The organism is Evansella clarkii (assembly GCF_002019695.1).
GTDB lineage: Bacteria > Bacillota > Bacilli > Bacillales > Salisediminibacteriaceae > Evansella > Evansella clarkii.
On sequence record NZ_KV917376.1, the window covers coordinates 1,271,206 to 1,295,635 of the forward strand.

The following is a 24,430-nucleotide window of genomic DNA, read 5'->3' on the forward strand; positions in this document are numbered from 1 at the left end:
TTTTACTTAGGGAATGGGGTTTCACTTAACTGCAGAGCAATAGCCAGTTTTCCATCATGGTCATGGCCTGCAATTAACACTCTGTTATTCTCATCAATTTCCCAGTCAGTCAGCCCTTCCGCATAAAGCCAGCCAATATCCGTTTCAAGGCCTACCCGATAAGGGCCTTCTCCCTTAACTTTTCCGTGTATAAAAGAAAACTGGGCATTCCGTAAAAAGGCCCCCGCTGAAAAAAATGACTGATCTTTATGGGTAGCATAGGCACCGTTTGTTGTTTCCAAGTGGATATAAAGTTTCTTTCCTGCCAGGTTTGTTATGGTTTCCTGCAATTTTTGCGGATCTATCGGTCTCAAAGCAATTCCCTCCTGAAGACAACCTGAAAGTTTATTGTCCTTCTCATCTTACTAAAAATACATCTGTTTGTCTTTATCTCCGGTTTATGAAGGAACCAGACTGGGACTAAACTATTTATTTTAAATAAGGGTGGGAAATTTCTGAATTTTTGTTGAGAAATAGTAAAAATTCTTACATAATTAAGACATAAGTAACAGGACTATAGTACGCGAAGATAAAATTTGAAGGAGACCGGTTATATGAGAACGATAAGAGGAAAATTGACAGTCTTTGCCTGTGGGTTAGTAATTTTAACAATGCTGCTTGCTTCTGGGGTTATTTATATGCAGCTAAGTGATACGGTGGAACGCTCCGTTGAGGGAAGTGCTGAAGCATCTGTTAATGAGGTGAACCGCTATATTCACTCCTATTTCGATAAGTTTCAGAATACGGTTGAATTAATGGCTGAGGACGAGAGAACCGAAAGATACTTGCTGAATACTAACGAGGACCTTTCTGAAACGGAGTTTATGTGGAGCGATATTTCACAGGCTTACGAGTACTTTATGGAACTGGAAGAAGATGTTCAGCTGATGTATATGGGCACTTCATCAGGAGAGCTCGTTTCAGCCCCTGTGATAGATCTGCCTGAGGATTTTGATCCTCGGACAAGACCTTGGTATGAGAATGCAGCTGCAAATGAAGGGTCAGTTATCTGGACCGATCCGTATCTTGACATCAACACTGGAGAGTTGACAATTACCGGAGCAAAGGCAGTCTACGCCGGTGATAGCATTGCAGGCGTAATGGGTATGGATATTCTTCTGAACGACCTTACCGAAACTCTCAGCGGAATTGAGCTTGGTTATGGGGGAGAGCTTGTTCTTCTGAACAGCGAAGGATCGATCATTGCTCACCCTGATGCTGAAATGCTTGGGTCTGAAGCAGACGAGGGATATATTAACGATATCTTCCAGTCTGGTTTAACGGCCGGTTCTGTATCAGACAGGGAAACAGATCAAACCATTTATTACTCAGCTGTTGAAGGGCTTAACTGGCAACTCCTCACTGTATATAAAAATAGTGAGTTATATTCCCAGCTTACGGAAATCAGAAATATTTTTCTTATTGTTACTGCAGCCGCCATTTTATTGGCTGCGGCAGCTTCCTATGTTGCTGCTAACAGAATTTCCAGGCCTGTAAGAATACTAAATGGCCAGTTGAAGAAGATGGCAGCCGGAGATTTTACAGAACAGGCAGAGATAAAAGGGAAAGATGAAATAGCACAGCTGACTGCTTCTGTAAATGATACTAGTAATCAGTTAAAGGGGCTCATCGCTTCTATTCAGTCTTCTGTCAATGAAAGCAGGCGAATGTCAGAGGACTTGAGTGCGGTCTCGGAAGAAACGCTTGCTGCCAGCGATGGAATCGCCGGCGCTGTAAATGAAGTAGCCTCAGGAGCAGTGAGACAGACAGAGGAAATAGAAGAGACGAACAGACAAATGCGCGGGCTTTCTGAAACAGTAAGCGAGGCAGGGAGAAAAACAAATGAGTTAAATATTCTTTCTGGCGAAGTGAAGCAGGTAAGTGAGACAGGTATTGAAAAAATGTCTCTTCTCGACCAGCGTACGAAAGAAACCCACAATGTATTTAACCAGGTGAATAATGCTATAAGCCAGCTTACCAGTAAAGTAGATGAAATAAATGTAGTCATTAACACAATCTCTGAATTTGCTGACCAGACGAATCTCCTGGCACTGAACGCAAGCATTGAAGCAGCCCGTGCCGGAGAACATGGCCGTGGTTTTGCAGTAGTCGCCGCAGAAGTAAGAAAGCTTGCAGAGCAGTCTATGGAGGCAGCAGGCAAGATCAGAAAGACAATCTCCGATGTGCAGAATGAGACAGAAAGGGTAGCCGGTTCCATGCAGGGAGCGTACACGCTCAGCGGAGAGCAGGAAGAAGCGGTTAAAGACACACAAAATTCGTTTGTCTCCATTGTCGAACACATTCAGAAGATGAGTAATTCTATTGCCGATATTACCGGAGACCTGAAAAAAGTTAATGAGCAGAAGGAACAAATGATGGACTTTATGGAAAATATTTCTACAGTTGCAGAAGAGTCTGCAGCTGCTATAGAACAAGTGTCAGCATCCGCAACTGAACAGGTAACCGCACTTAATTTAGTAGGAAAATCGGCGGAAAGCCTGAATGAGCTTAGTTCAGAACTGGAAGAACGGGCAAACAGATTTAAGGTATAGGTGAATCAAGCCGAATCACCAGTACATCAGGGAAACCTATGTATTGCAGGAGAGTGATGCGTACCCTGAGCGAGGAGTTGACAGGGGTTGAGGTAACGAAAGAGAGTGATTCGTGGCCTGAGGATAGGGTATTACCCGCAGACTAAGTGGTTAAAGACATGATAAAGACAATTATTTCAACCTCAGAGAGAGTAAACAAAACTAAAGATAATTAAGACCCTATTCTCCGGAGTGGGTCTATTTTTATTTAAAAATATTCTGTATGTTATGATAATAGCAAGCGTAAGATAGAGGGATTGTATACCTCCTGAGAAGGGAAAACCTCTTAAATCTATATTTATTCTGAAGATTAAGCTGACAGGAGGGACAGAGTAAATGGCTAAGTTATCAAACGACTGGGAGGAATATTTGAGTGAGGAATTTGAAAAGCCTTATTATAAAGCACTCCGGGAATTTTTGAAAAAAGAGTATAATGAAAAAACCGTATATCCGGACATGCATAATATTTTTAACGCATTGCAAACAACGTCTTACAAAAATACTAAAGCGGTCATTCTCGGCCAGGATCCATATCACGGACCGGGCCAGGCGCATGGCTTAAGCTTTTCTGTGCAGCCAGGTGTTAAAATCCCCCCTTCACTAAAAAACATTTACAGGGAGCTCCACGAAGATCTTGGGCACCCAGTCCCTGAGCATGGATTTCTCCAGAAGTGGGCTGAAGAAGGGGTACTTCTTCTCAATACTGTATTAACAGTGGAGAAGGGACATGCCGCTTCACATAAAGGAAGAGGCTGGGAGAGGTTCACTAATAAGATTATTGAAAAACTTAATGAACGTAAGGAGCCGGTTGTCTTTATATTATGGGGGAAACACGCTCAGGAGAAGGAAGAGCTGATTACGAACAGCCACCATTATATCATCCGTTCGCCTCACCCGAGCCCCTTTTCCGCAAGAAGAGGCTTCTTCGGCAGCAGGCCATTTTCAAAAACGAATAAGTTTTTGAAAGAGACAGGTTCAAAAGAGATTGACTGGGAATTGCCGGTTAAAACAGACAGTCTTTAATTCAAATAAGCTTCAGTCAAAATTGCAGGAGGAATGTAACCAGTGAAACTGACTATAGATTCGAAAGTGAAATTAAATAATGGAGTTGAAATGCCCTGGCTTGGCCTTGGAGTATATAAAGCGGAAGATGGGGAAGAGGTCAAAACCGCTGTGAAAGAAGCTCTGAGAGCAGGCTACCGAAGCATTGATACCGCTGCATTTTATATGAATGAACAAGGCGTGGGAGAAGCAATTAGAGAATCCGGCATCCCGAGAGAAGAGATTTTCGTTACGACAAAAGTGTGGAATGATGACCACGGGTATGAGGAAACCTTACGTGCTTTTGAAAAAAGCCGTCAAAGCCTTGGGCTTGAGACAATAGACCTGTATCTAATCCACTGGCCGGTCACTGGAAAGTTTAAAGAAACATGGCGGGCTCTTGAGAAACTTTATAAGGACGGAAAGGTACGGGCCATTGGGGTAAGCAATTTTCTGATTCATCACTTGGAAGAACTTCTTGAAGATGCTGAAATAGTACCAGCTGTCAATCAGGTAGAGTATCACCCATTACTGGTACAGGAACAGCTTCATAAATACTGTACAGAAAAAGGAATACAGCTGGAAGCCTGGAGTCCTTTAACAAGAGGCAGAATGTTTGATCACCCTCTTCTTAAAGAATTAAGTGAAAAATACGGGAAAACACCTGCGCAGATTATTCTGAGGTGGGATTTGCAAAAAGGCGTCGTCACGATTCCTAAATCAATCACTCCTTCCCGTATTCAGTCAAATAAAGATATCTTTGACTTCACTTTATCCGATGAAGATGTAAAGAAGCTCGACGGATGCAACCAAAATCAGCGGTTCGGACCTCATCCGGATGAATTTGTGTAATTCACACTTATTTGGCAGATGGAAGCCTCGGGCAGCCGCCCCCTTCGGGAAAAGCAAGAGCTGAAGATCCATCGTGGCGATTTTCCCCGGTTAGCTGAAGCCTTGCCCGAGGAAAGCGGCTGCCCAGAGCGAAAATCCAACCTTACTACAATCTTAATTCCGAAGTATGATGGTCCAATTTAGATAATAAATAATATATACGGAAAACGGGAGGAGAAAATATGAAACATAAAGTAGGTTTTATAGGAACTGGCGTTATGGGCAAAAGCATGGCAGGCCATATTCTCGATGGAGGCTACGAAGTTTTTGTTTATAACCGCACAAAAACAAAGGCCGAAGAGCTTCTTGAAAATGGAGCAGTATGGTGCGGTACAGTGGCTGAGGTAGCGGAAAAAGCAGATATTATTATAACCATTATCGGTTATCCGAAAGATGTAGAGGAAGTTTACCTTGGTGACGGGGGGATCCTTAATCATGCCAGGGAGGGCGCATGTGTTGTTGATATGACTACTTCAACTCCTCTGCTGGCCAAAAAAATCAGTGAAGAAGCGGAAAAACGAGGTATTTACGCCCTTGATGCGCCTGTTTCAGGAGGAGATATTGGCGCAAGAGACGCCAAACTGTCTATTATGGCCGGAGGAGAACAGGAAGCATTTGACATAGTGAAACCGGTCTTTTCGTTAATTGGGAATAATATACAGCTTCAGGGCCCTGCCGGTGCCGGCCAGTATACGAAGATGACAAACCAGATTGCTATTGCCGGCGCGATGATGGGCGTATCTGAAGCTATGGCTTATGCAAAAAAGGCAGGGCTTGACCAGGAAAAGGTCCTTAAAAGTATAGAAACAGGGGCTGCCGGGAGCTTCTCGCTGAGTAAACTTGCTCCAAGAATGATCAACGGTGACTTTGAGCCCGGCTTTTATATTAAGCACTTCATAAAAGATATGAAAATAGCCATTGAATCTGCAGAAGAGATGGGGCTGGAAACTCCAGGCCTTAAGCTTGCTAAAGATCTCTATGAACAGCTGGCTGATCAAGGAGAAGATAACTCAGGAACCCAGGCGCTGTATAAATATTATATAGATGCTTAATAACAATGGTGGATTCACGCTGATGGCGGGAAAATTTTAAGTATTTACATGCCGTGATAAAGTGTTATTATCTCAGCGGAAGGGATGGCATCGAAATGAAAAAAGCGCTTGTGGCAGGAGCAACTGGTCTTGTAGGAAGAAGCCTCGTTTACGAACTTCTGGAGAGCGGAATATATAGTGAAATCCGGATTCTGGCCAGGAGAAAAACAGAGTTTTCCGATAAACGCGGGGTTCAGGAACATATTATAGACTTTGATGAACTGGCGAGACATGAAAGCATTCTTGAAGGAATTGACGATGTATTCGTTACGCTTGGCACTACTATGAAAAAGGCAGAGACAAAGGATAATTTTATACAGGTGGATTATACATATCCGGTTCAGCTGGCGGAACTGGCGAAACAATCAGGGGCAAAAAGGTTTTTGATTATTACTGCAGCGGGATCAGACCCAAAATCCCCGTTCTTTTACAGCCGGGTAAAAGGCCAGTTAGAGGAGAAGCTGCTCTCTCTGGGGCTGCCTTCACTGCATATTTTCAGGCCGTCCCTCTTAACGGGTGAGAGAGATGAATTCAGGTTAGGAGAAAAAGCAGCGGAAGCAGCCAGCCGGAAATTAAGCACACTGTTCAGAGGCCCGCTTGAAAAATACAAACCGGTGGAAGGAAGATTTGTTGCAGCAGCCATGAAGGCTATTGCCCAGGAGGAAAGCAGCGGTACTTATTTGTATGAATCAGATAAAATAAGCGATCTCGGTATGCACACGAAAAAAGCATAAAGAAAGATAAAAAAATTACAGGGGGCTATCATATGACACATAAATACGAAGATGTCTGGGACTTAGATGTTATTTTTCCAGGAGGAAGCAGTTCCGAAGAATTCAGGGATTTCCTAAGCAATCTGGAGGATGAATTAAAGGAATGCCAAAAGGAGCTGGATGCTTTACAGAATAATTCAGATTTGCAGATCTGGGCTGAAAAAGTAATGCAGGCTCAGGAAATGGGGAAAAAAGTACGGGAGGCAGGTGCGTTTGTGAGCTGCCTGTCAGCTCAGGATGTAAAAGATGAAGGTGCGAAGCTGCTTACAGGCCGTATAAAACAGCTTTCGTCCTCATATTCCTCGGTGATGACATCTATCGACGAACAGCTTCTGTCATTTAATGATGAGCAATGGGAGCAATTTACCAGCCAGAAGGAAATGAAAGAAATCGTTTATAATTTAAACGAAAGACGCTCCATGGCTGAAGAAAAGCTTTCCGGAGACAAAGAAAAACTTATCCAGGCTTTATCGGTGGACGGTTATCATGCGTGGGGAGATTTTTACAATACAATCGTCGGGCGGATGACAGTGGAGATAGAAGAAGATGGAGAGATAAAACAACTTTCCGCAGGCCAGGCGGCTAATAAAATGAACTCGAAAAGCAGCGAAATGCGCAAGCATGCTTTTAAACAATATGAAAAAGCATGGGCTCAGGAGGCGGAGCTTTTTGCCAACACATTAAACCATCTTGCCGGTTTCCGCCTGCAAACATATGAGGCCAGAGGCTGGGAGGATGTATTAAAAGAACCACTGGAAATAAACCGGATGGAAAAGGAAACACTGAATGTAATGTGGGAGACGATTACACGTAACAAACCTGATTTTGTAGATTACATGAACCGCAAGGCGGAGCTTTTAGGGGAAGAGCGGCTGGATATGGTGGATATCGGAGCGCCCCTTTCTGAAAATGTTGAGGAAGTAAGTTATGATGAAGCTGCGGATATGATTATTGAGCAGTTTAATTCTTTCAGCCCGAAAATGGCTGAGTTTACAAAAATGGCTTTTGAAGACCGGTGGATTGAAGCGGAAAGCCGGGCAGGCAAGAGGCCAGGGGGATTCTGTACAACATTTCCTCTGAAAGAGCAGTCCCGTATTTTTATGACATATGATGGCACAGCTTCAAACGTTGCCACTCTTGCTCATGAGCTTGGGCATGCTTATCATCAGTATGTAATGAATGATCTTCCTCCAATGTCACAGAGATATGCGATGAATGTGGCGGAAACAGCTTCCACCTTTGCGGAAATGATAGTTGCCGATGCAACAGTTAAAAGTGCACAGACTGATGAGGCGAAAATTCAGCTCCTTGATGATAAACTGAACAGGAGCATTGCATTTTTTATGAATATCCATGCCCGCTTTCTTTTTGAAACGAGATTTTATGAGGAACGGAAGAAAGGTCTGGTGAGTGTCCACAGACTGAATGAGTTAATGCTTGAGGCACAAAAAGAGGCGTATTGCGACTCTCTGGGATCTTATTCCCCTCACTTCTGGGCTTCGAAGCTCCATTTTCATATTACAGGAGTGCCGTTCTACAACTTCCCGTATACGTTCGGCTATCTGTTCAGTATGGGAATCTATGCCCAGGCGGCAAAAGAAGGAGCAGGGTTTGAAGAAAAATATATTGCTCTTCTCAGAGATACGGGGAGAATGAAGGTAGAGGATCTTGCGAAAAAACATTTAAATGTCGACCTTACTAAGCCTGACTTCTGGCAGGATGCAATCGACTTAATAAAAGAAGACCTAAAAACTTTCATGGAACTCACTGCAAAATAGTTGTAAAACGACAGTGACTGTTGTTTTGAAAGGAGGAAGCGTTTATGGAAATTCCAGCAAGGATTGTTGTGGAAAAAATGGAAGAAGAGCTGAAAAAGCTGAAAGTTTCTGTGGAAGAAGACAGTTCCTCAGCTTATCGGGAACAGGCGGCAGTAATTAGAACCTATTGTGACTTACTTCTGTCAGCGAACTCAAAGGGACAGACTGTGCCGGCAGTTCAGCACGCAACTGTGCGAGATGTGGAAAGCCAGCAGCGTCCATCCGGCCAGCATGCTGGTGCAGCGGAGAGTACAGGCAGCGGCAGTAAAGAGAGTGCGCCACAGGAGAAGAAGTATGCCATTTATGATGAGGGAGACGACCCGGAAAGCGACAGCCTGTTTGATTTTTAAAACAGCCCTGAAACAGCTGAAACCCAAACCTTTACAGGTTTGGGTTTTTCCATTCCACGATGACCGCATAATCTAGGGATTCTTCATCATCAAGATAGCCAGGAATGATCTGTATTGGCTCCAGTCCCTGTTTCAACATAAACGACAGAACGAGATCTTTTATTTCTCCTTCACTTACTTTTTCTACATACTTGTCAACGGACATTGTTTCCGCATATTCATGGTAATTTGGAATTCTGCAGCCAGCAATATACCGTTTTAAGCCCAATTTCATTACAAGGTCCTTTCGTGCTTCGTACAAAGCACCTGCGATTCCTGATCTCCGGAACTTCGGCCTTACACAAACATCAATTCCATACAGACTGTCCCCATAAGGATCATGGCTTCCTTTTACATAGCCGTTATCTGCAGCTTCTTCCCAGGTGTGTGCCTCTCCAGTAAAATTGACAATTAAAGAGGTGGCGGATCCAGCCGGTTCTCCATCCACTTCAGCCAGCATTGCTCCTTCAGGAAAGGTGGCGGCATGTGCCTCAATTTGCTCCCTGTTCCACCAGAGGTCTTCCGGAAATGGCGGAGGGAAAGCCTCTTTCTGAATCAGAAGCAGCTTATCAAAATCTACAAGCTTATATTCGCGTACAGTCACTTTCGGCAATAGAGATGGCTCCTCTCATAAGGGTTTAGGTTGATTATAGGTTATTCCGTTTTTTTAATGCAAACAGGATTACCTGTGTTCACTCTTTTTGGTATTTATATGATGATATGATATTCTTTTGAAAGAGAGGATTTCACGTAAAGGAGTTTATGAAAAGATGAAATTATTTTTAATAATCGGCAGTATTTGTGCTTTCCTGTTTGTTGCTATAGGTGCTTTTGGGGCTCATGCACTTAAACCGAGACTGGAAGCAGGCGGATATGTAGATACGTTTAACACAGGCGTACAGTATCATATGATACACTCGCTGGCGATAATCGCTGTAGCTCTTCTTATTAATCAGATGGGGTCATCCGGGCTGCTGACTGGTGCCGGATGGGCGTTCTTTATCGGAATCATAATCTTTTCCGGAAGTTTATATACCCTGAGTCTGACAGGGATATCTGTCCTTGGGGCGATTACACCCATTGGTGGAGTTGCTTTTCTGGCAGGCTGGGTCATGTTATTTATCGCCGCGCTTAATCTGTAAACAAAAATGAGGAGGGGACTGTCCCTCCTCATTTTTTAATATTATCTTGGGGAATAAGTAGCAATCTCCTCTGTAAATGGGTAATCATAGTCAAGTTCTTCGTCAAAGGTTGCATAGTCAAGGTTCACCATCAGAAGCAAATAGCGTTTACCTGACTGCGGGTCACTGATAATAATATGATCCCGTCCGGCTGCCTCAATCACCCCTTTAAATACTTTCGCATTCCACCGTTCATTATTTTCAAAGGTCATATAGAAGGTGCCCACTTTACCTCTGTTGAGTCGGAGAATGTTTTCAATATACGATTGTTCTAAAGGAAGCTGTCCCGGGGCGAATTGTCCTGGTTCAACTGGCTGCTGCTGCGCGAACCCGGGTACTGGAAACTGGCCGCCCATCCCGGGCTGCATTCCGGGCTGCATCTGCTGTCCCGGAAATTGCTGAGGACCTGCTCCCGGCATTCCGTGACCTCCAAATGGGGAGCCGGGGAAGCCTGATTGTGGATACATATGATCACTCCTTTTTTTGCTGTAGAAAGACTATGTTTTTGTTCTTGTGAAAAAAATAAAATTAATACACGTTATAAACAGACGGGCACTCACTTGCAAGCGGGGTATAAAAGCAGTGAAGTTTGTATCGGCCTGAGTTCCACTGGCCCCACCATTGTGCCGGACATGGCCCGTCAGGCCTGAAAAACCATAAAGCGAACTCTGCTGGATGGTGCCGTTCCCCTTCAATCAGTTTTCTGGCGAGCCTTTTATCCCTCTCTCTTGCCCGCTGATAAAAGTAGCCTTTCTGTGTAGCTTCAAACCCTCCTGGTGACTGAAAGACCATTTTTTCCACTGTCCTAATATCCTCGAAGTCCAGGCAATTGGCCCTGACGCGGTTAACCATTACGTTTCCCGCTTTAAGCATACCCAGTTCTCCTTCACCTTCTGCTTCTGCCCGCATTAACCGGCCAAGAAGAGCTATGTCCTCTTCACGTGCTTTAATAACAGCCAACAAAACACCCCCTTTAACATTCCTTACCTGTTGTAAAAAACAAAAGCTGATGGATTGTCTATAGGAGATCTGAACAGTGGATAGACTGGAAATCTTTCTATCATGCAATCACTATCCTATATCTATGTTTTACAGAACCAGGCTATGACTGCGAGGGGGAAAAATATTATGGAGTGGTAAGGCATCGAAGGAAGCGACGTTTAAAGGGAGAGGACGACATAGTTATAAATGTCGTGCACATCACCCTCAGAGTTGTGCGCATCGCTAGGGAAGTTGTGCGAACTGATATGGAAGTCGTGCGAATAAAGTAAACCGGTGCGCATGGCAATGGAAGTCGTGCGAATCACCCCCGAAGTCGTGCGATCGATACGGAAGATGTGTGAATAAAATAAACCATCACCTCCAAAGTCGTGCAAACGCAAATCCGGGCAATAGAAGGATAACGAGAGAGAGGCTTCTTTCTCAAAATTTCATAAAATCTTAAAATATAAATCAATGAGAGAATTGTAGAGCCTCCTGCCGTCTTGTATAATTAGTTAGAAGCCAGCGGAGCGGACAAGTTTGTTTTTAAAGATAACTATTACGGGCTTCGCAAGGCTGGGAAAACCACTTGTATCATTTTATTAAAGCGGGGGATCAGCATGAAAGTAAAAGTTTTGCTGCTTACCGGGATCATTGTAATTACCGCAGCGGCGTTTATCCTGTTTTCGGGTAATGATAATTCTGCAACAGACGAAACGGAAGCTCAGGAAGTTAAGGAATTAGTCGCAGAATACAGCGCAGGAAATATAAGCGATGCATCTGCCTCCATAACTTCCCATGAACTGATTGTGACGGATAACGATAAAAATCAGTTCACATATAATCTGCCTGAGGACGAATTTTTTGTTTCTATTGCTCCTTATGAAACTCAAACGCATCCATGAAGCATTCACAGCCTGACAGGTTGTCAGGGAGAAATGGTAAATGAGGAGTTCGAAGTATATATTGTGGAAGAGGATGGCAGCGTTATATTAGATGAAACATTGACTGCGCCAGCTAACGGATTTATCGATTTATGGCTGCCCCGGGATAAAACTTTGCAAATAACCATTACACATGGTGACAAATCAGCAGAGTCTGAGTTATCGACCTTTGAAGGGGATGACACTTGCATAACAACGATGCAGTTAATGTAAAAGGCTGATTGTCAGCATGGACAAAACGAATACAAATAAGAGGCTGACCCTGAAAGGCCGCTATTAAGCGACCTGGCGGGACAGCCTCTTTTTATTAGACGAATCAATTTCACAATTCAAGATTTACATTTTTAATACGACCATTATCTTAAAATGTTACCTTGTTGTTCGATTTACGCTTCAGACGGACGCGTTCTGCGGGCACGGCTTCAACTAATTTTTGACGGCTGAATGCCAGCAAAAATGATTTTCAGGTTCTCATGCTTTTCCCGCAAGAACGAGCATCTACTCTACTTCACCGCAAATGCGTCGAGTTGTCTCGACGGATATTCTACGGAGCTAAGCTTGCAAAACTCTTATTGCGACGAGTAACTGCAGGAGCAAAACTCTTTTTGCGACGAGTAACCGCAGGAGCAGAGGAAGAGACATTCACCGCCGTCTTACGCTACAATCGAAGAGTAGTGTTCGTCTTTTTTTATAAAAAACCTATATTCAAACGTGTAAGAAATCTTTTACTTTTTCTTTGTTAAGAAGGGTACCAACAAAGAATGAGCCAAACTCCCCGTATCGGGCGCTTACTTCATCAAAACGCATTTCATAGACAAGCTTTTTGAACTGGAGCACGTCATGTGCGAACAGAGTTACACCCCATTCCCAGTCGTCAAAACCAACGGAGCCGCTGATAATCTGTCTTACTTTACCAGCATACTGGCGGCCGATCATACCATGGCTGCGCATCATGGTACGGCGGTCTTCCATAGAAAGCATGTACCAGTTGTCATTACCTTCTCTGCGCTTATCCATCGGGTAAAAACATGCATACTGCCATTTAGGGAGGATCGGCTTCAGGCGGGCCTGAATTTCCGGATCTTCATTAGGATCCTTGTCAGCAGGGAGATAGTTACTTAATTCTACTACTGATACATAGGAATTAGCCGGTACAGTATATTCTGCAAACCGGGTCTTATTAAAAGCATTTTCAAGTTCATTCAGCTCGTCCATAGTAGGGCGGAGCAGCATAATCATAAAGTCCGCTTTCTGGCCAACAATCGTGTACAGAGCATGGCTTCCTTCACGCTTGTCTTCTGTATCCTGCCATTTATCAAGAATATCCAGGAATTCACCCATAATAAGTTCCCGTTCTTCCGCGCCAAGTTTCTTCCACTCAGCCCAATCCATTGTCCTGAAGTCATGCAGGACGTACCATCCTTCAAGTGTTTTAGCTGGTTCACTCATTTATACATTCACTCCATTCGTAAAAAATCAGTCACTGTATAAAAACATATATCCCTCATTTATTATACTAGTTACTATCTTAAAAACCAAACGCCGCGGTCCCTGGGAAAGAAACTGACACACTCTTTTCACAAATGAAGAACCTCCGGGCAAAATCGCCGGAAGTTCTGGACTGTATAGTTTTTCAGATGAAATATAAAGTGAACCTTCAATCAGTGGGGGTATTATTCACCCCACTGATTGTTAGTTGAACCAATCGGGATGTTAGTGTCCGTTATCTCCCACCTAAACAACACCGGTTCAACTCATGTTTTGAGGCGGGAGTTTTACGGACGATTTCATCGGGATAAAATTAACGGCTCAAAAACCTTTTTACTGCCTTCAGGTGGTCTTCAGATTTCCCTGCAGACCGCTGCCCCTCTACTTCCGCATCAAGAGTTGCTCGAAGGTCGCTTTGTGTCCCTGTCTTCATATTTCGTTTCATCCATGAATAGGCAGGGAAAGGAGCACGTTTCAACTTTTCAGCAACTTCGCCTGGATGCCCGATTTTAGTAATAAGCCCAGTTTTATAAGCTTCCTCTGCCGTAAAGGTTTCTCCGAGAGCAATTTCCATAGCTTTGCCCAGGCCTACAAGGCGGGGGAGAAAATAGGAAGCGCCAGCGTCCGGAGTAAGACCGATCTGGAGGAAACTTAAGCCGAACTTTGCCTCACTCTCAGCAAACCGGAAGTCACATGCGAGCGCCAGGCTTAACCCTGCTCCTACAGCAATACCGTTTATATAAGCAATGACTGGCTTTTCAATTTCATCGATTAAGAGAACAAGACTGTTGTAAGTTTTCTCCAGGTACTCGCCGTGGTCGAAATTTTCCATATCCTCAATAGGAAAGCTTTTCAGGTCGGCACCGCTGGAAAAGGCTCCTTCAGCCCCTGTCAGAATAATGACTTTAACCTCGTTGTCCTGCCGGGCCTCCTGGAACGCATCATAAAGTTCCTCGTGCATTGCTAAATTCAAAGCATTTTTAACATGGGGCCTGTTCATTTTTATCGTAGCAATATTTTCTTTCACTTCGTAAAGAACAGTTTCGTTTTTCAGGCTCATAGTATTCCTCCTCAAGTTGGGCTTAAATTCTTCTCGCCGTAACAGCACCTTCGTAAATGGCTTTTTTAGCATCGAGGCCGAGAGCATGCTTTGCTCCTCCAATTACGGTAACTTTTCTTCCTTTTTGTTCCAATTTTTCCGCCAGGGTGTTATTTACCAGCTGGCCAGCTGCAAGAACAATCGTATCTGCCTGGATTGACTGCTCCTTGCCTTCGATATGGAAACTGACAGATGATCCCTCAATTTTTTTATAACTCTCAATACCACCAATCATTTTCACCTGTTTCTGCCTCAGCTCCATAATGGTTGCCCAGCGTGTCGTCTTTCCGATGCCCCGGGCAAAAGATTTGCCTCGCTGCAGCAGGGTAATGGACTTAACGCCTTGTTTTTTCAAAAATAACGCGGCATCGCACGCGATACCACCGCCGCCAATGATTATCACATTATCACCTGTTTCTTTTTTCCCTTCAAAAACGTCACGATAGGAAATTACAGCAGGGGACTCTACGCCTTCTATCTCAGGTGTTCTTGGGACGATGCCTGTAGCCATAATAATTTCATCGGCTTCATTGATCAGAGCATCATTCTCTTCCAGACGTTTATTTAACTTAACATCCACACCGAGCAGCTCCAGCTGTACTCTGTAATAACGCAATGTTTCATAAAATTCTTTTTTTCCCGGCACTATCTTTGAATAGTTCAGCTGGCCGCCAATTTCAGCTTTTTCGTCTATTAGTGTCACATGATGCCCTCGTTCTGCAGCGACACGGCTTGCTTCAAGACCAGCAGGACCAGCACCGATCACGAGAACTTTCTTAGGAGCCGGGGCTTTTTCTAACTTCAGTTCAGTTTCTCTTCCAGCTTCTGGATTTACAAGGCAGGATGCAGGCTTCATATCAAAAATGTGGTCCAGGCATGCCTGGTTGCAGGCAATGCAAGTGTTAATTTCATCGAATCTCCCATCGATCGCTTTTTGAACAATTTGCGGATCAGCCAAAAACGGCCTTGCCATAGAGATAAGTTTTACATTGCCTTTTTTCAGTATTTCGTCAGCGTCCCGAGGGTCATTGATCCGGTTGCTGGCCACCACCGGGAGGCTTACAGACTGGGCGATCTTTTCCGCAACGGAAACGAAATTCATTCGCGGAACTTTCATAGAGATGGTAGGCACACGAGATTCGTGCCAGCCAATTCCCACGTTCAGCACATCCACTCCTGTTTTTTCAAGTTCCTGGGCCCAGCGAATTGTTTCCTCTTCGGTTGTGCTGCCTTCGATGAGATCAAGCCCTGACATTCTGAAAAAAACAGGATAATCTTCCCCGACAGCTTCCCGGACAGCTTCTGAAATTCTCAGGGAAAAGGCGATGCGTTTTTCAAAGCTGCCGCCCCAGTCATCTGTTCGCTCGTTTGTCACAGGAGAGACGAATTGATTAATTAAATAACCTTCAGAGCCCATAATTTCTACTGCGTCAAAACCAGCTTTTTTCGCACGGTGGGCACCTTGTGCAAAGTCATCGATCGTCTGAAGTACCTCCTCGTGGCTTAACGCTACAGGCACGTCCGGGTTAATCGGTGACTTGAGCGGGGAGGGGGCAACAGGGTCAATACCTGTCAGTGCTTTATAGGCGTACCTTCCTGCATGAAAAAGCTGCAGTGCGATCCGCCCGCCTTCCTGATGCACTCCATCCGTGAGTGGTTTCCAGCGTTCGATATCATCCTCCTGGTATATCGTCATAAAATCTGTGCCTCCGCTGCCTGCTTCATTAACAGCGGCACCACCTGTAACAATAATTCCTGTGTTGTACTTCGCGCGTAATTTATAAAACTCTGTCAGTTTTTCAACCCCATTATCAAGTCCTTCCAGCCCAACATGCATAGAGCCCATAATTACACGGTTTTTCATTTTCAGATTTCTGATTTGCAATGGCTGCAGCAATGCATCCAGTCTCATCTAATCCCCCCATAACTGTAATTGTAAAGTACTTCGTCTAAATACTCAGAAAATGACTGATTATTCATTCATTATATAGTTGGTTGGAGGTTTGTTGCAATACAAGTAATGAAAACTGCCGGAATAAACAGGAGGAAGTTACTCTGAAGACAGAATTCGTTGCTCCTTTGAATGTAGGCATTGTATAACAAAAGACGAACATTACTTTTTGATTGCAGCGTAAGACGGCGGTGACTGTCTCTTCCTCTGCTCCTGCGATTACTCGTCGTAAAAAGAGTTTTGCTCCTGCGGTTACTCGTCGCAAAAAGAGTTTTGCAAGCTTAGCTCAGTAGAATATCCGTCGAGACAACTCGACGCATTTGCGGTGAAGTAGATGCTCGTTGTTGCAGGAAAAGCATGAGAAGCTGAAAATCCATTTTTTGCGGCGTTCAGCCGATAAAAATTAGCTGAAGCCGTGCCCGCAGAACGCGTCCGTCTGAAGCGTAATTCGAATACCAATATACATCTTCAGTTAACGTTCGTATTATATATGAAAATCCTGAATTATGAATTTGATTCGTTTGGTGGGCATTATCAAATTTTGTATTTAAAATTCAGAATAATTGTGGAAAAGTGTAAAACCTTATTAACTTGTCTTTCAGAGGTAACTGTTAATGATATGATGAAGACAGCATCTACAAAATCTCTGTAAATAAAGCCTTTCTGTTTTTTTACTATGAATGGTGTACAAAGGTTGGAGTGAGAGTTTTTCCATCCAGAGGGCACTTCGCAACGGGAAAGTGTAAAGATATTTGTTAAAGGAGCTTTTTTAGATGAGAAAAAATAAAAGTCAAAGTATGGTGGGAAAAATGTGTAAGGACAGCTCAGAACGTATACTTTATACTTTTGCCAATGAAGATACTTACCTTGAAAAATTAGTGGATTTTATTTCAAAAGGTCTTGTGCAGGGGGAATATGTGCTTATCGTTGAAAGCAGGAGAAATATCCCTCTATTACGATGCAAGCTGGAGTCCATATTAAACGAAGAGGAACAATCGAGAGTACAATTTGTAAATAACTACGATTATTTTTTCCTGAATGGGAGCCTTCACCCATCAGCGATTTATAATTACTTCGCAAGCTTGATTGGATCCCTGAAGGGGGAAGAAAATAATTTCCGTACATGGATGCATGTAGAATGGGGACATGAGCAGGAGCTGATCAGCCAAATTGAAGAGTTTGAGGCAAATACAGATGAAATGACAGCCGGGACAGGCATCACTTCCGTTTACGCCTACAATTCAGAATGGCTCAGCAGGGATTTAAAAACAATGCTGCAGGAATGCCATACCCACCATGTAACGGACTGGAATTTTTTAAATCACACTCAAGCATAATAGAATAATATTAATAATAAGGAAAACCGCCTGGAGCACAATGTCAGTTTTTTGCTCCCCAGCAGGCGGTTTTTTAAAATTCACAATAATAAAAGCCGAAAGTTGCTTAGGCATTTCTGAAAATTTAAACTTTCAAAGGAAAGTTTGTGAATAATTTATTTTTTGACCGGGAAAGAGTATCCTTATGAATAGAGCATTTAACAGATGCCTATAAAAGGAGGAATTTTTGTGAGTGATATGTTTACGTCCATTGCCGAAAAAGTGAAGCAGGGATACCCGTCCATCGTTTTTCCTGAAGGCACGGATGAGCGTATACTGGAAGCGACAGTACGTTTAAAAAATGAAGGTGTGTTAAACCCGATTCTTGTAGGAAAAGAAGAAGAGATTTCATCTAAAGCTGATGAGCTTGGCCTGGATGTTTCCGGTCTTGATATTTATAATCCTGAAACCTATGAAGCTTTCGATGAGCTCGTTGCTTCGTTCATTGAGCGCCGCCGCGGTAAGGCAACGGAAGAAGAGGCTCGTAACATTCTTCAGACGCCAAATTATTTCGGCACTATGCTTGTGTATACAGGTAAGGCGGCAGGTCTTGTGAGTGGTGCTGCCCATTCCACCGGGGATACCGTTCGTCCTGCACTGCAGATCATTAAGACGAAGGAAGGCGTAAAGAAAACTTCCGGTGTATTCGTCATGGTGAAAGGTGACCAGCGTTACATCTTCGGCGACTGTGCAATTAATATCGCTCCTGACAGCAACGATCTTGCGGAAACTGCGGTGGAAGCTGCGAAAACTGCCCGTGTGTTCGATATAGATCCGAAAGTGGCAATGCTGAGCTTTTCAACTAAAGGATCAGCAGTAAGTCCTGAAACGGAAAAGGTAACAGAAGCAGTGAATATCGCAAAGGAAAAAGCGCCTGACTTAGTGCTTGACGGTGAATTCCAGTTTGATGCGGCATTCGTCCCATCTGTTGCCCAGAAGAAAGCTCCTGACTCTCCACTGAAAGGGGAAGCGAATGTCTTTGTTTTCCCAAGTCTGGAAGCAGGCAACATTGGTTATAAAATTGCCCAGAGGCTTGGGGAATTTGAAGCGATCGGACCGATCTTGCAGGGACTGAATAAACCTGTGAACGACCTCTCCCGCGGCTGTAACGCAGAAGACGTGTACAAGCTCGGTATAATTACAGCCATGCAAGGATTATCAGAATAATAAGTGTTGCTGTTATCGACCCGTACTGCTGGTGCAGTGCGGGTTTTGCTATTGGAAGAGGGGCGGGTAATGTGATTTTGGGTTTCCGGGAGTTGAGTTAGAGGAAGTTTGTTGGCATAACCCAACTGTCATAGTGGCAAGTGTCACTATGACATGTACCAGAAATCTCCAAATTAAAAAAGAAAACGCTGATATATCAGCGTTTTCGCAAAGTTGCCCTTACGCAACTGTCACTATGACACTACACTCACTAAATCTTCTCATTCCGCTTCTTCATTCTTCCCAGATTCTCTTCATATATTTTCCAGTCGTCGGCTGTGAACTCATAATTGGAGATACGGTCGCTTTGCGACTGAAGAACAGTGAGCAATTTATTGATGAGTCCCTGGACTGTCAGATCCCTGCCTGCCAGCTCGGACAAGGAGGCCATTTTTTCGGGGATAATTTTAGGATATTCATATTTAACTGGTGCCCCCTGGACTGCATGTTCATAAAAACCATGTATCAGAGAAGCCCTTTTCGAGCCGCTGCCTGTAACAGCAAGGTAAATCTGGACTGCCACTCCTCCGCGAAGCCGGCGCTGAGAAATACCTGCAAACTTTTTACCGTCAATGCTCAGGTCATATCTTCCGGGACAGTAGGACTCTTTAATTTCCCCGTCAACTATCTCCCTGCCTAGGTCCTTAAGTAAAAGCCTTGTAAGCTCAACCATGAGTTCATACCCACGGTCGATGGACATAGATTTACTGTCCTGGAAAATGAGTGAAATATTCAGCACCCCTTCATCCAGTACGACTGCCAGGCCGCCGGAATTCCGGACAATTACCTGATAGCCTTGATCCTGCAGGAAAGAGATGCCGTCTTCAATATGGGGGAGGCGGTAATCCTGTATGCCAAGCACGACTGTCTTATTATGAACCCATGTGCGGGCAATTCCCCAGTCAGGTTCAGTGGCAGCCCGTCTGCAAAGTGTGTCATCAAAAGCGAACGACTGGATTGGATTCATTCCAAGCCCAGTGACTGCCTGGTCAATAATAAACCAGTTTTTTCTATATATAGATAAGGGTTGGTCCTTCATAGCTGCTGCTCCTTATTTTTCACAGTAAACAAACAATATTTTTAAATGAAAGCTTCATGATTATATCATATCCGGCAGCAAAATTGGACAAGGTTACCGTTGCTTCCGGCATGCAAATCGGTGTAAAATATCCTTTGGTGTATGAAACTCTTCCTTTTTGGAAAAAAAATTTGTATGATAGCTTTCGGAAGAGGTAAAAAGCAGTAAATAACTGATTATGCAGAAGGATGTGGTGGAGGATGGCAAATGAGTTTCGCATTTGTGATGATTGCCAGGCCACAAATATAGATACGTTAGTTCCTAAATTAAAGAAGCTCGATCCGGAAGCGGAAGTGAAGGTCGGCTGCCAGTCGTACTGCGGGCCAGGAAGAAAAAAGGTATTTACTTTTGTAAATGACCGCCCTTTAGCAGCTTTGACAGAGGAACAGCTTCTTGAAAAAGTCCAGAAACGAATGAAATAAATGATGTGGCTTATAAATTTTTAAAAGAGCGGCTCTTAACAAATAGTTAAGATGCCGTTTTTCTTTTGCCCTGAAGTACTGTAAAAATGTGGTTTCATTTTTACAGCCTATAGGGTAGAGGGCTGTATAACTCATGTGTATACGGCTGATACATACAAGAGGCGGAAAAAAGGCCGCTTCATGCGGGAGATAAAACAAAATTTTTTCACAAATTCTGCCTCTGGGGTGCTGTCTGTTCGGCTTAGTATGCACAAATATCAGTCTGGGAGGAACATAACTTATGGCCGATAAGGAAAAGGACCAAAAGCTCAGCAAGGATGAGCAGCTGGAGTATTTCAGGAAAGATCATGATGGGAAGAAAATGACGACAAACCATGGAGTCCGTGTATCTGAAGACGAACATTCCCTGAAAGCGGGGGTGCGTGGCCCCACATTAATGGAAGACTTCCACTTCCGGGAAAAGATGACGCACTTTGACCATGAGAGGATTCCTGAGCGAGTCGTCCACGCCCGTGGTTATGGAGTTCATGGGCATTTCCAGGTGTATGAACCATTGACTGACCTGACGAAAGCAAAATTTCTCCAGGATCCGTCTGTTAAAACCCCTGTTTTCGTCAGGTTCTCTACAGTGGCAGGGCAAAGAGGATCCAGTGATACGGTTCGTGATACCCGAGGATTTGCAACCAAGTTTTACACAGAGGAAGGGAACTATGACCTCGTAGCTAATAATATGCCTGTGTTTTTCATCCAGGACGCAATGAAATTCCCTGATGTTGTACATGCGGTTAAACCGGAGCCGCATAACGAAATTCCTCAGGCTACGGCAGCCCATGACACGTTCTGGGACTTTGTAGTAAATAATACAGAGTCGGCACACATGATTATGTGGCTATTGTCCGACAGAGCAATCCCAAGGAGCTACCGGATGATGGAAGGCTTCGGTGTGCATACGTTCCGTCTTGTAAATGAAGAAGGAAAAGGCCGTTTTGTGAAATTCCACTGGAAGCCGGTGCTTGGCGTACACTCCCTTTTATGGGATGAAGCGCATATGCTCTGGGGCAGGGATGCGGACTACCACCGGAAAGACCTCTATGAAGCCATTGAAAGCGGACACTACCCGGAGTTTGAGCTTGGCATCCAGGTCATCGAAGAAGAGGATGAATTTAAATTTGATTTTGATGTACTTGATCCAACAAAAATATGGCCGGAGGAAGATGTGCCGGTAAGGCTTGTTGGAAAGATGACTTTAAACAAGAACCCGGACAACTTTTTTGCCGAGACCGAGCAGGTGGCGTTTCATCCAGGCCATGTAGTACCTGGAATTGACTTTACGAACGACCCGCTGCTTCAGGGAAGATTATTTTCCTATACAGATACACAGCTTACAAGACTCGGGGGACCGAACTTCCAGGAGATTCCGATCAACCGTCCGGTCTGCCCGTTCCATAACAATCAGCGGGACGGCTTTAACCGGATGTCCATAGATAAAGGCCAGGTCGCTTACCATAAAAACTCTCTTGCAGGCAACAGCCCGGAGACTGCTTCTGAAGAAGAAGGGGGCTATGTCCACTATGAAGAAAAAGTGGAGGGTAAAAAGGTGCGTGCCCGGAGCGAGAGTTTTAAAGACCATTACAGCCAGGCGACACTATTCTGGAACAGTATGTCAACAGTAGAGAAAAAGCACTTAGTGAGCGCTTTTCATTTTGAAATAGGAAAAGTAAAGAGCAAGGAAATACAGCAGGCCGTTGTTGATATGTTCAACAATGTCAGCGGAGACCTCGCTAAGCAGATTGCCGAAGGTGTTGCAGCAGAGCCTCCGGCGGAACCAGGGGGAACTGGAGTAACAAAGTCTTCCCCAGCACTCAGCCAGATGAATACATCAAAGCATGTGAAAACGAGAAAGGTGGCAATTTTAGCGGCCAATGGCTTTGACAGTAATGAGCTGAAACAGGTGAAAGAAGCGCTGGAGGAAAAAGAAGTTATCGCCCAGATAATTAATGATTCCCTCGGCATGATTAAGAGCGAAGACGGAGAGGAAATGGAAGTGGACACGACCTTCCTCACTACCGCTTCCGTAATATTCGACGCTGTATATATTGCCGGTGGAAAAGACAGTGTGGATAGCTTCAGGAATAAAAAAGATGCGATTGACTTCGTGAATGAAGCTTTTAAGCATTGCAAAACTATCGGCGCTGCAAATGACGCTCTGGAATTCCTGCTAGAAACTGATATTAAGGAAACAGCAAAGGAAGAAAAAGGCGGCAAAATTTCTAACGTCAATGGAGTAGTAACGGTGAATGAAGCAGAAAACCTGGAGGAATTTACAGAAGAGTATCTGCAGGCTTTAGCCGAGCACCGCCACTGGTCCAGGCAAATGGAAGGATAATGGTTAGGAATATTTTTGAAGAACCAGAGGGTGCGTGCGCCTCTGGTTTTTCTGTACCAGTCGGTCCTAAAAATGTCACATCATGACGAAAATAAGCAGACTGACTCTGTTTTTTCACCCGGAATTTAGTATAATTAACGTTAACTATAAACTCTCTTAGAGGACGACAGGGTTTCTAAATATTGCATTGATTGCAGCGAAAGGCGCGAGACGTCTTCGGGAAAAGCATTGGCTGAAGATCCCCTCGGAGGCAATTCATTGCATCCGAGGTAGCTGAAGCAATGCCCGAGGCAAGCGAGCGTCCTGTAGCGGAAATCACATTGAAAGAAAACTGACTGTTAAAACTGCAGCATAGATAAGCGAGTAAGAAAGGAGCCGAGTATGGCAGGGCGATACGGAGTTTTAGACGAAGAAAAGGTTTTTAAAGACCCTGTTCACCGGTACATCCATGTTCGGGATGAACTGATATGGGAATTGATAGGAACGAGGGAATTCCAGCGCCTCCGAAGAATAAGGCAGCTTGGCACTACATACCTGACCTTCCATGGCGCAGAACACACAAGATTGAACCATTCTTTAGGCGTATACGAAGTTATGCGGCGCATGGTGGAAAACATAGAGAAAAAACAGAAATGGGACCCGGAAGAAAGACTCGTATGTTTATCTGCCGCTCTGCTGCACGACATAGGACACGGACCTTTTTCCCACTCCTTTGAAAAAGTTTTTCATATGGACCACGAAGAATGGACAAGGGAGATTATCCTTGGTGATACGGAAATTAATCAGGTGCTCTCGAATATGGGGAAAAACTTCCCCCAGAAAGTAGCGGATGTTATATCTAAGACATATTCAAACAAACTCGTGGTGAGCCTCATCTCCAGCCAGATTGACGCAGACAGAATGGACTATTTACTCCGGGATGCCTTTTATACAGGCGTGAGCTACGGGCAGTTTGATATGGAGCGAATTCTGCGGGTAATGAGGCCTGCGGAGGACCAGGCAGTATTTAAGCACAGCGGCATGCATGCCGTGGAAGATTATATTATGAGCCGCTACCAAATGTATTGGCAGGTATACTTCCATCCCGTAACGAGAAGCGCTGAAGTGATCTTAAGCAAAATTCTTCACCGGGCGAAGGATCTTTATGAGCAGGGGTATGAATTCATAGACAAGCCGAAGCATTTCTACACGCTCTTTTCCGGGAAGATTACCCTGAAGGATTATCTTAAGCTCGATGAATCAGTGATCCTTTATTATTTTCAGGAATGGCAGGAAGAAAAAGATGAGATTTTGAGAGATTTATGCCAGCGGTTTATGGACCGGAGGCTGTTTAAATATGTTGAAGTGGATCCAAGTGCTCAGATGCGTGTGTGGCCGGAGCTTCTTCAGCTGTTTACAAAGATAGGGCTTGACCCTCATTACTATCTTGTCATTGACTCCTCTTCGGACTTGCCTTACGACTTTTACCGGCCTGGGGAAGAAGAGGAAAGGCTGCCAATCCATCTGCTGAAGCAGTCTGGTGAACTTCGTGAGCTGTCACGGGAATCAGAAATTGTAGAAGCCATCTCAGGAAAAAAACGAACAGACCATAAATTATATTTTCCACTGGATTTTTTAGAAGACGAACGAACTTTTGCTGAAGAGAAAAAGCGGATTTTGCTGCTTCTCAAGGCTCAGGAGGGATAA

At 44.2% G+C, this 24,430-nt stretch carries 22 protein-coding genes; 14 read left to right on the forward strand and 8 right to left on the reverse strand.

The annotated features are described in order from the left end of the window. Positions 1-2 precede the first annotated feature (2 nt). Positions 3-353 (reverse strand): YojF family protein, encoded by a 351-nt coding sequence (locus BK582_RS06010; RefSeq protein ID WP_078593438.1) that lies wholly within the window; start codon positions 351-353, stop codon positions 3-5. 240 nt (positions 354-593) lie between these two features. Between BK582_RS06010 and BK582_RS06015 the strand changes: the two genes are divergently transcribed. The 7 genes from BK582_RS06015 to BK582_RS06045 all read left to right on the forward strand — a co-directional run bounded on the left by BK582_RS06015 (position 594) and on the right by BK582_RS06045 (position 8,593). Further along, a complete protein-coding gene (locus tag BK582_RS06015) occupies positions 594-2,591 on the forward strand; it encodes a methyl-accepting chemotaxis protein (protein ID WP_078593439.1) in 1,998 nt (665 codons plus the stop codon). 375 nt (positions 2,592-2,966) lie between these two features. Continuing rightward, on the forward strand, positions 2,967-3,653 hold the full coding sequence (locus BK582_RS06020) for a uracil-DNA glycosylase (RefSeq protein WP_078593440.1): 687 nt from the start codon (positions 2,967-2,969) through the stop codon (positions 3,651-3,653). A gap of 90 nt (positions 3,654-3,743) precedes the next feature. Beyond that, complete coding sequence (locus BK582_RS06025) at positions 3,744-4,523, forward strand: aldo/keto reductase (protein ID WP_078597818.1); 780 nt, start codon at positions 3,744-3,746, stop codon at positions 4,521-4,523. A gap of 221 nt (positions 4,524-4,744) precedes the next feature. After that, positions 4,745-5,614: an NAD(P)-dependent oxidoreductase gene (locus BK582_RS06030; RefSeq protein WP_078593441.1), complete on the forward strand. Its 870-nt coding sequence runs from the start codon at positions 4,745-4,747 to the stop codon at positions 5,612-5,614. Positions 5,615-5,709: 95 nt separating this feature from the next. Continuing rightward, a complete protein-coding gene (locus BK582_RS06035) occupies positions 5,710-6,387 on the forward strand; it encodes an NAD(P)H-binding protein (RefSeq protein WP_078593442.1) in 678 nt (225 codons plus the stop codon). Positions 6,388-6,419: 32 nt separating this feature from the next. Further along, positions 6,420-8,204 (forward strand): M3 family oligoendopeptidase, encoded by a 1,785-nt coding sequence (locus BK582_RS06040; protein WP_078593443.1) that lies wholly within the window; start codon positions 6,420-6,422, stop codon positions 8,202-8,204. A gap of 44 nt (positions 8,205-8,248) precedes the next feature. Further along, positions 8,249-8,593: a YwdI family protein gene (locus tag BK582_RS06045; protein WP_078593444.1), complete on the forward strand. Its 345-nt coding sequence runs from the start codon at positions 8,249-8,251 to the stop codon at positions 8,591-8,593. A gap of 31 nt (positions 8,594-8,624) precedes the next feature. On the opposite strand, the gene BK582_RS06050 is transcribed toward BK582_RS06045, so the two are convergent. Continuing rightward, entirely contained in the window at positions 8,625-9,236 is a 612-nt protein-coding gene (locus BK582_RS06050; protein WP_338066845.1) for a GNAT family N-acetyltransferase, read from the reverse strand. A gap of 166 nt (positions 9,237-9,402) precedes the next feature. Between BK582_RS06050 and BK582_RS06055 the strand changes: the two genes are divergently transcribed. Continuing rightward, a complete protein-coding gene (locus BK582_RS06055; protein ID WP_078593446.1) occupies positions 9,403-9,774 on the forward strand; it encodes a DUF423 domain-containing protein in 372 nt (123 codons plus the stop codon). Between the two features lie 41 nt (positions 9,775-9,815). On the opposite strand, the gene gerQ is transcribed toward BK582_RS06055, so the two are convergent. Both gerQ and BK582_RS06065 read right to left on the reverse strand, forming a co-directional pair. Continuing rightward, positions 9,816-10,280, reverse strand: coding sequence for a spore coat protein GerQ (gene gerQ, locus BK582_RS06060; protein WP_078593447.1), 465 nt, complete (start codon positions 10,278-10,280; stop codon positions 9,816-9,818). Between the two features lie 61 nt (positions 10,281-10,341). Next, positions 10,342-10,773, reverse strand: a complete 432-nt coding sequence (locus BK582_RS06065; protein ID WP_078593448.1) for a cell wall hydrolase — start codon at positions 10,771-10,773, stop codon at positions 10,342-10,344. Positions 10,774-11,414: 641 nt separating this feature from the next. On the opposite strand from BK582_RS06065, the gene BK582_RS28025 reads away from it, so the two are divergent. Next, positions 11,415-11,951 carry a CueP family metal-binding protein gene (locus BK582_RS28025; RefSeq protein WP_169910856.1) on the forward strand — a complete coding sequence of 179 codons (537 nt, stop codon included), beginning with the start codon at positions 11,415-11,417 and terminating at the stop codon, positions 11,949-11,951. A gap of 492 nt (positions 11,952-12,443) precedes the next feature. On the opposite strand, the gene hemQ is transcribed toward BK582_RS28025, so the two are convergent. The 3 genes from hemQ to BK582_RS06085 all read right to left on the reverse strand — a co-directional run bounded on the left by hemQ (position 12,444) and on the right by BK582_RS06085 (position 16,237). Continuing rightward, entirely contained in the window at positions 12,444-13,187 is a 744-nt protein-coding gene (gene hemQ / locus BK582_RS06075; RefSeq protein ID WP_078593449.1) for a hydrogen peroxide-dependent heme synthase, read from the reverse strand. A gap of 352 nt (positions 13,188-13,539) precedes the next feature. After that, positions 13,540-14,286 (reverse strand): enoyl-CoA hydratase/isomerase family protein, encoded by a 747-nt coding sequence (locus tag BK582_RS06080; protein WP_078593450.1) that lies wholly within the window; start codon positions 14,284-14,286, stop codon positions 13,540-13,542. A gap of 22 nt (positions 14,287-14,308) precedes the next feature. Beyond that, on the reverse strand, positions 14,309-16,237 hold the full coding sequence (locus BK582_RS06085) for an oxidoreductase (protein WP_078593451.1): 1,929 nt from the start codon (positions 16,235-16,237) through the stop codon (positions 14,309-14,311). Between the two features lie 812 nt (positions 16,238-17,049). On the opposite strand from BK582_RS06085, the gene BK582_RS06090 reads away from it, so the two are divergent. After that, on the forward strand, positions 17,050-17,613 hold the full coding sequence (locus BK582_RS06090) for an MEDS domain-containing protein (protein ID WP_078593452.1): 564 nt from the start codon (positions 17,050-17,052) through the stop codon (positions 17,611-17,613). A gap of 237 nt (positions 17,614-17,850) precedes the next feature. Next, a complete protein-coding gene (pta, locus tag BK582_RS06095) occupies positions 17,851-18,819 on the forward strand; it encodes a phosphate acetyltransferase (protein WP_420841245.1) in 969 nt (322 codons plus the stop codon). 250 nt (positions 18,820-19,069) lie between these two features. Here the strand turns inward: pta and lipL are convergent, their stop codons facing one another. Beyond that, positions 19,070-19,897: an octanoyl-[GcvH]:protein N-octanoyltransferase gene (gene lipL, locus BK582_RS06100; protein WP_078593454.1), complete on the reverse strand. Its 828-nt coding sequence runs from the start codon at positions 19,895-19,897 to the stop codon at positions 19,070-19,072. Positions 19,898-20,136: 239 nt separating this feature from the next. On the opposite strand from lipL, the gene BK582_RS06105 reads away from it, so the two are divergent. The 3 genes from BK582_RS06105 (at position 20,137) to BK582_RS06115 (ending at position 24,430) form a co-directional block, all read left to right on the forward strand. Next, positions 20,137-20,358 carry a YuzB family protein gene (locus tag BK582_RS06105; protein WP_078593455.1) on the forward strand — a complete coding sequence of 74 codons (222 nt, stop codon included), beginning with the start codon at positions 20,137-20,139 and terminating at the stop codon, positions 20,356-20,358. Between the two features lie 280 nt (positions 20,359-20,638). After that, on the forward strand, positions 20,639-22,744 hold the full coding sequence (locus tag BK582_RS06110) for a catalase (RefSeq protein ID WP_078593456.1): 2,106 nt from the start codon (positions 20,639-20,641) through the stop codon (positions 22,742-22,744). 381 nt (positions 22,745-23,125) lie between these two features. Further along, entirely contained in the window at positions 23,126-24,430 is a 1,305-nt protein-coding gene (locus tag BK582_RS06115) for an HD domain-containing protein (RefSeq protein ID WP_078593457.1), read from the forward strand.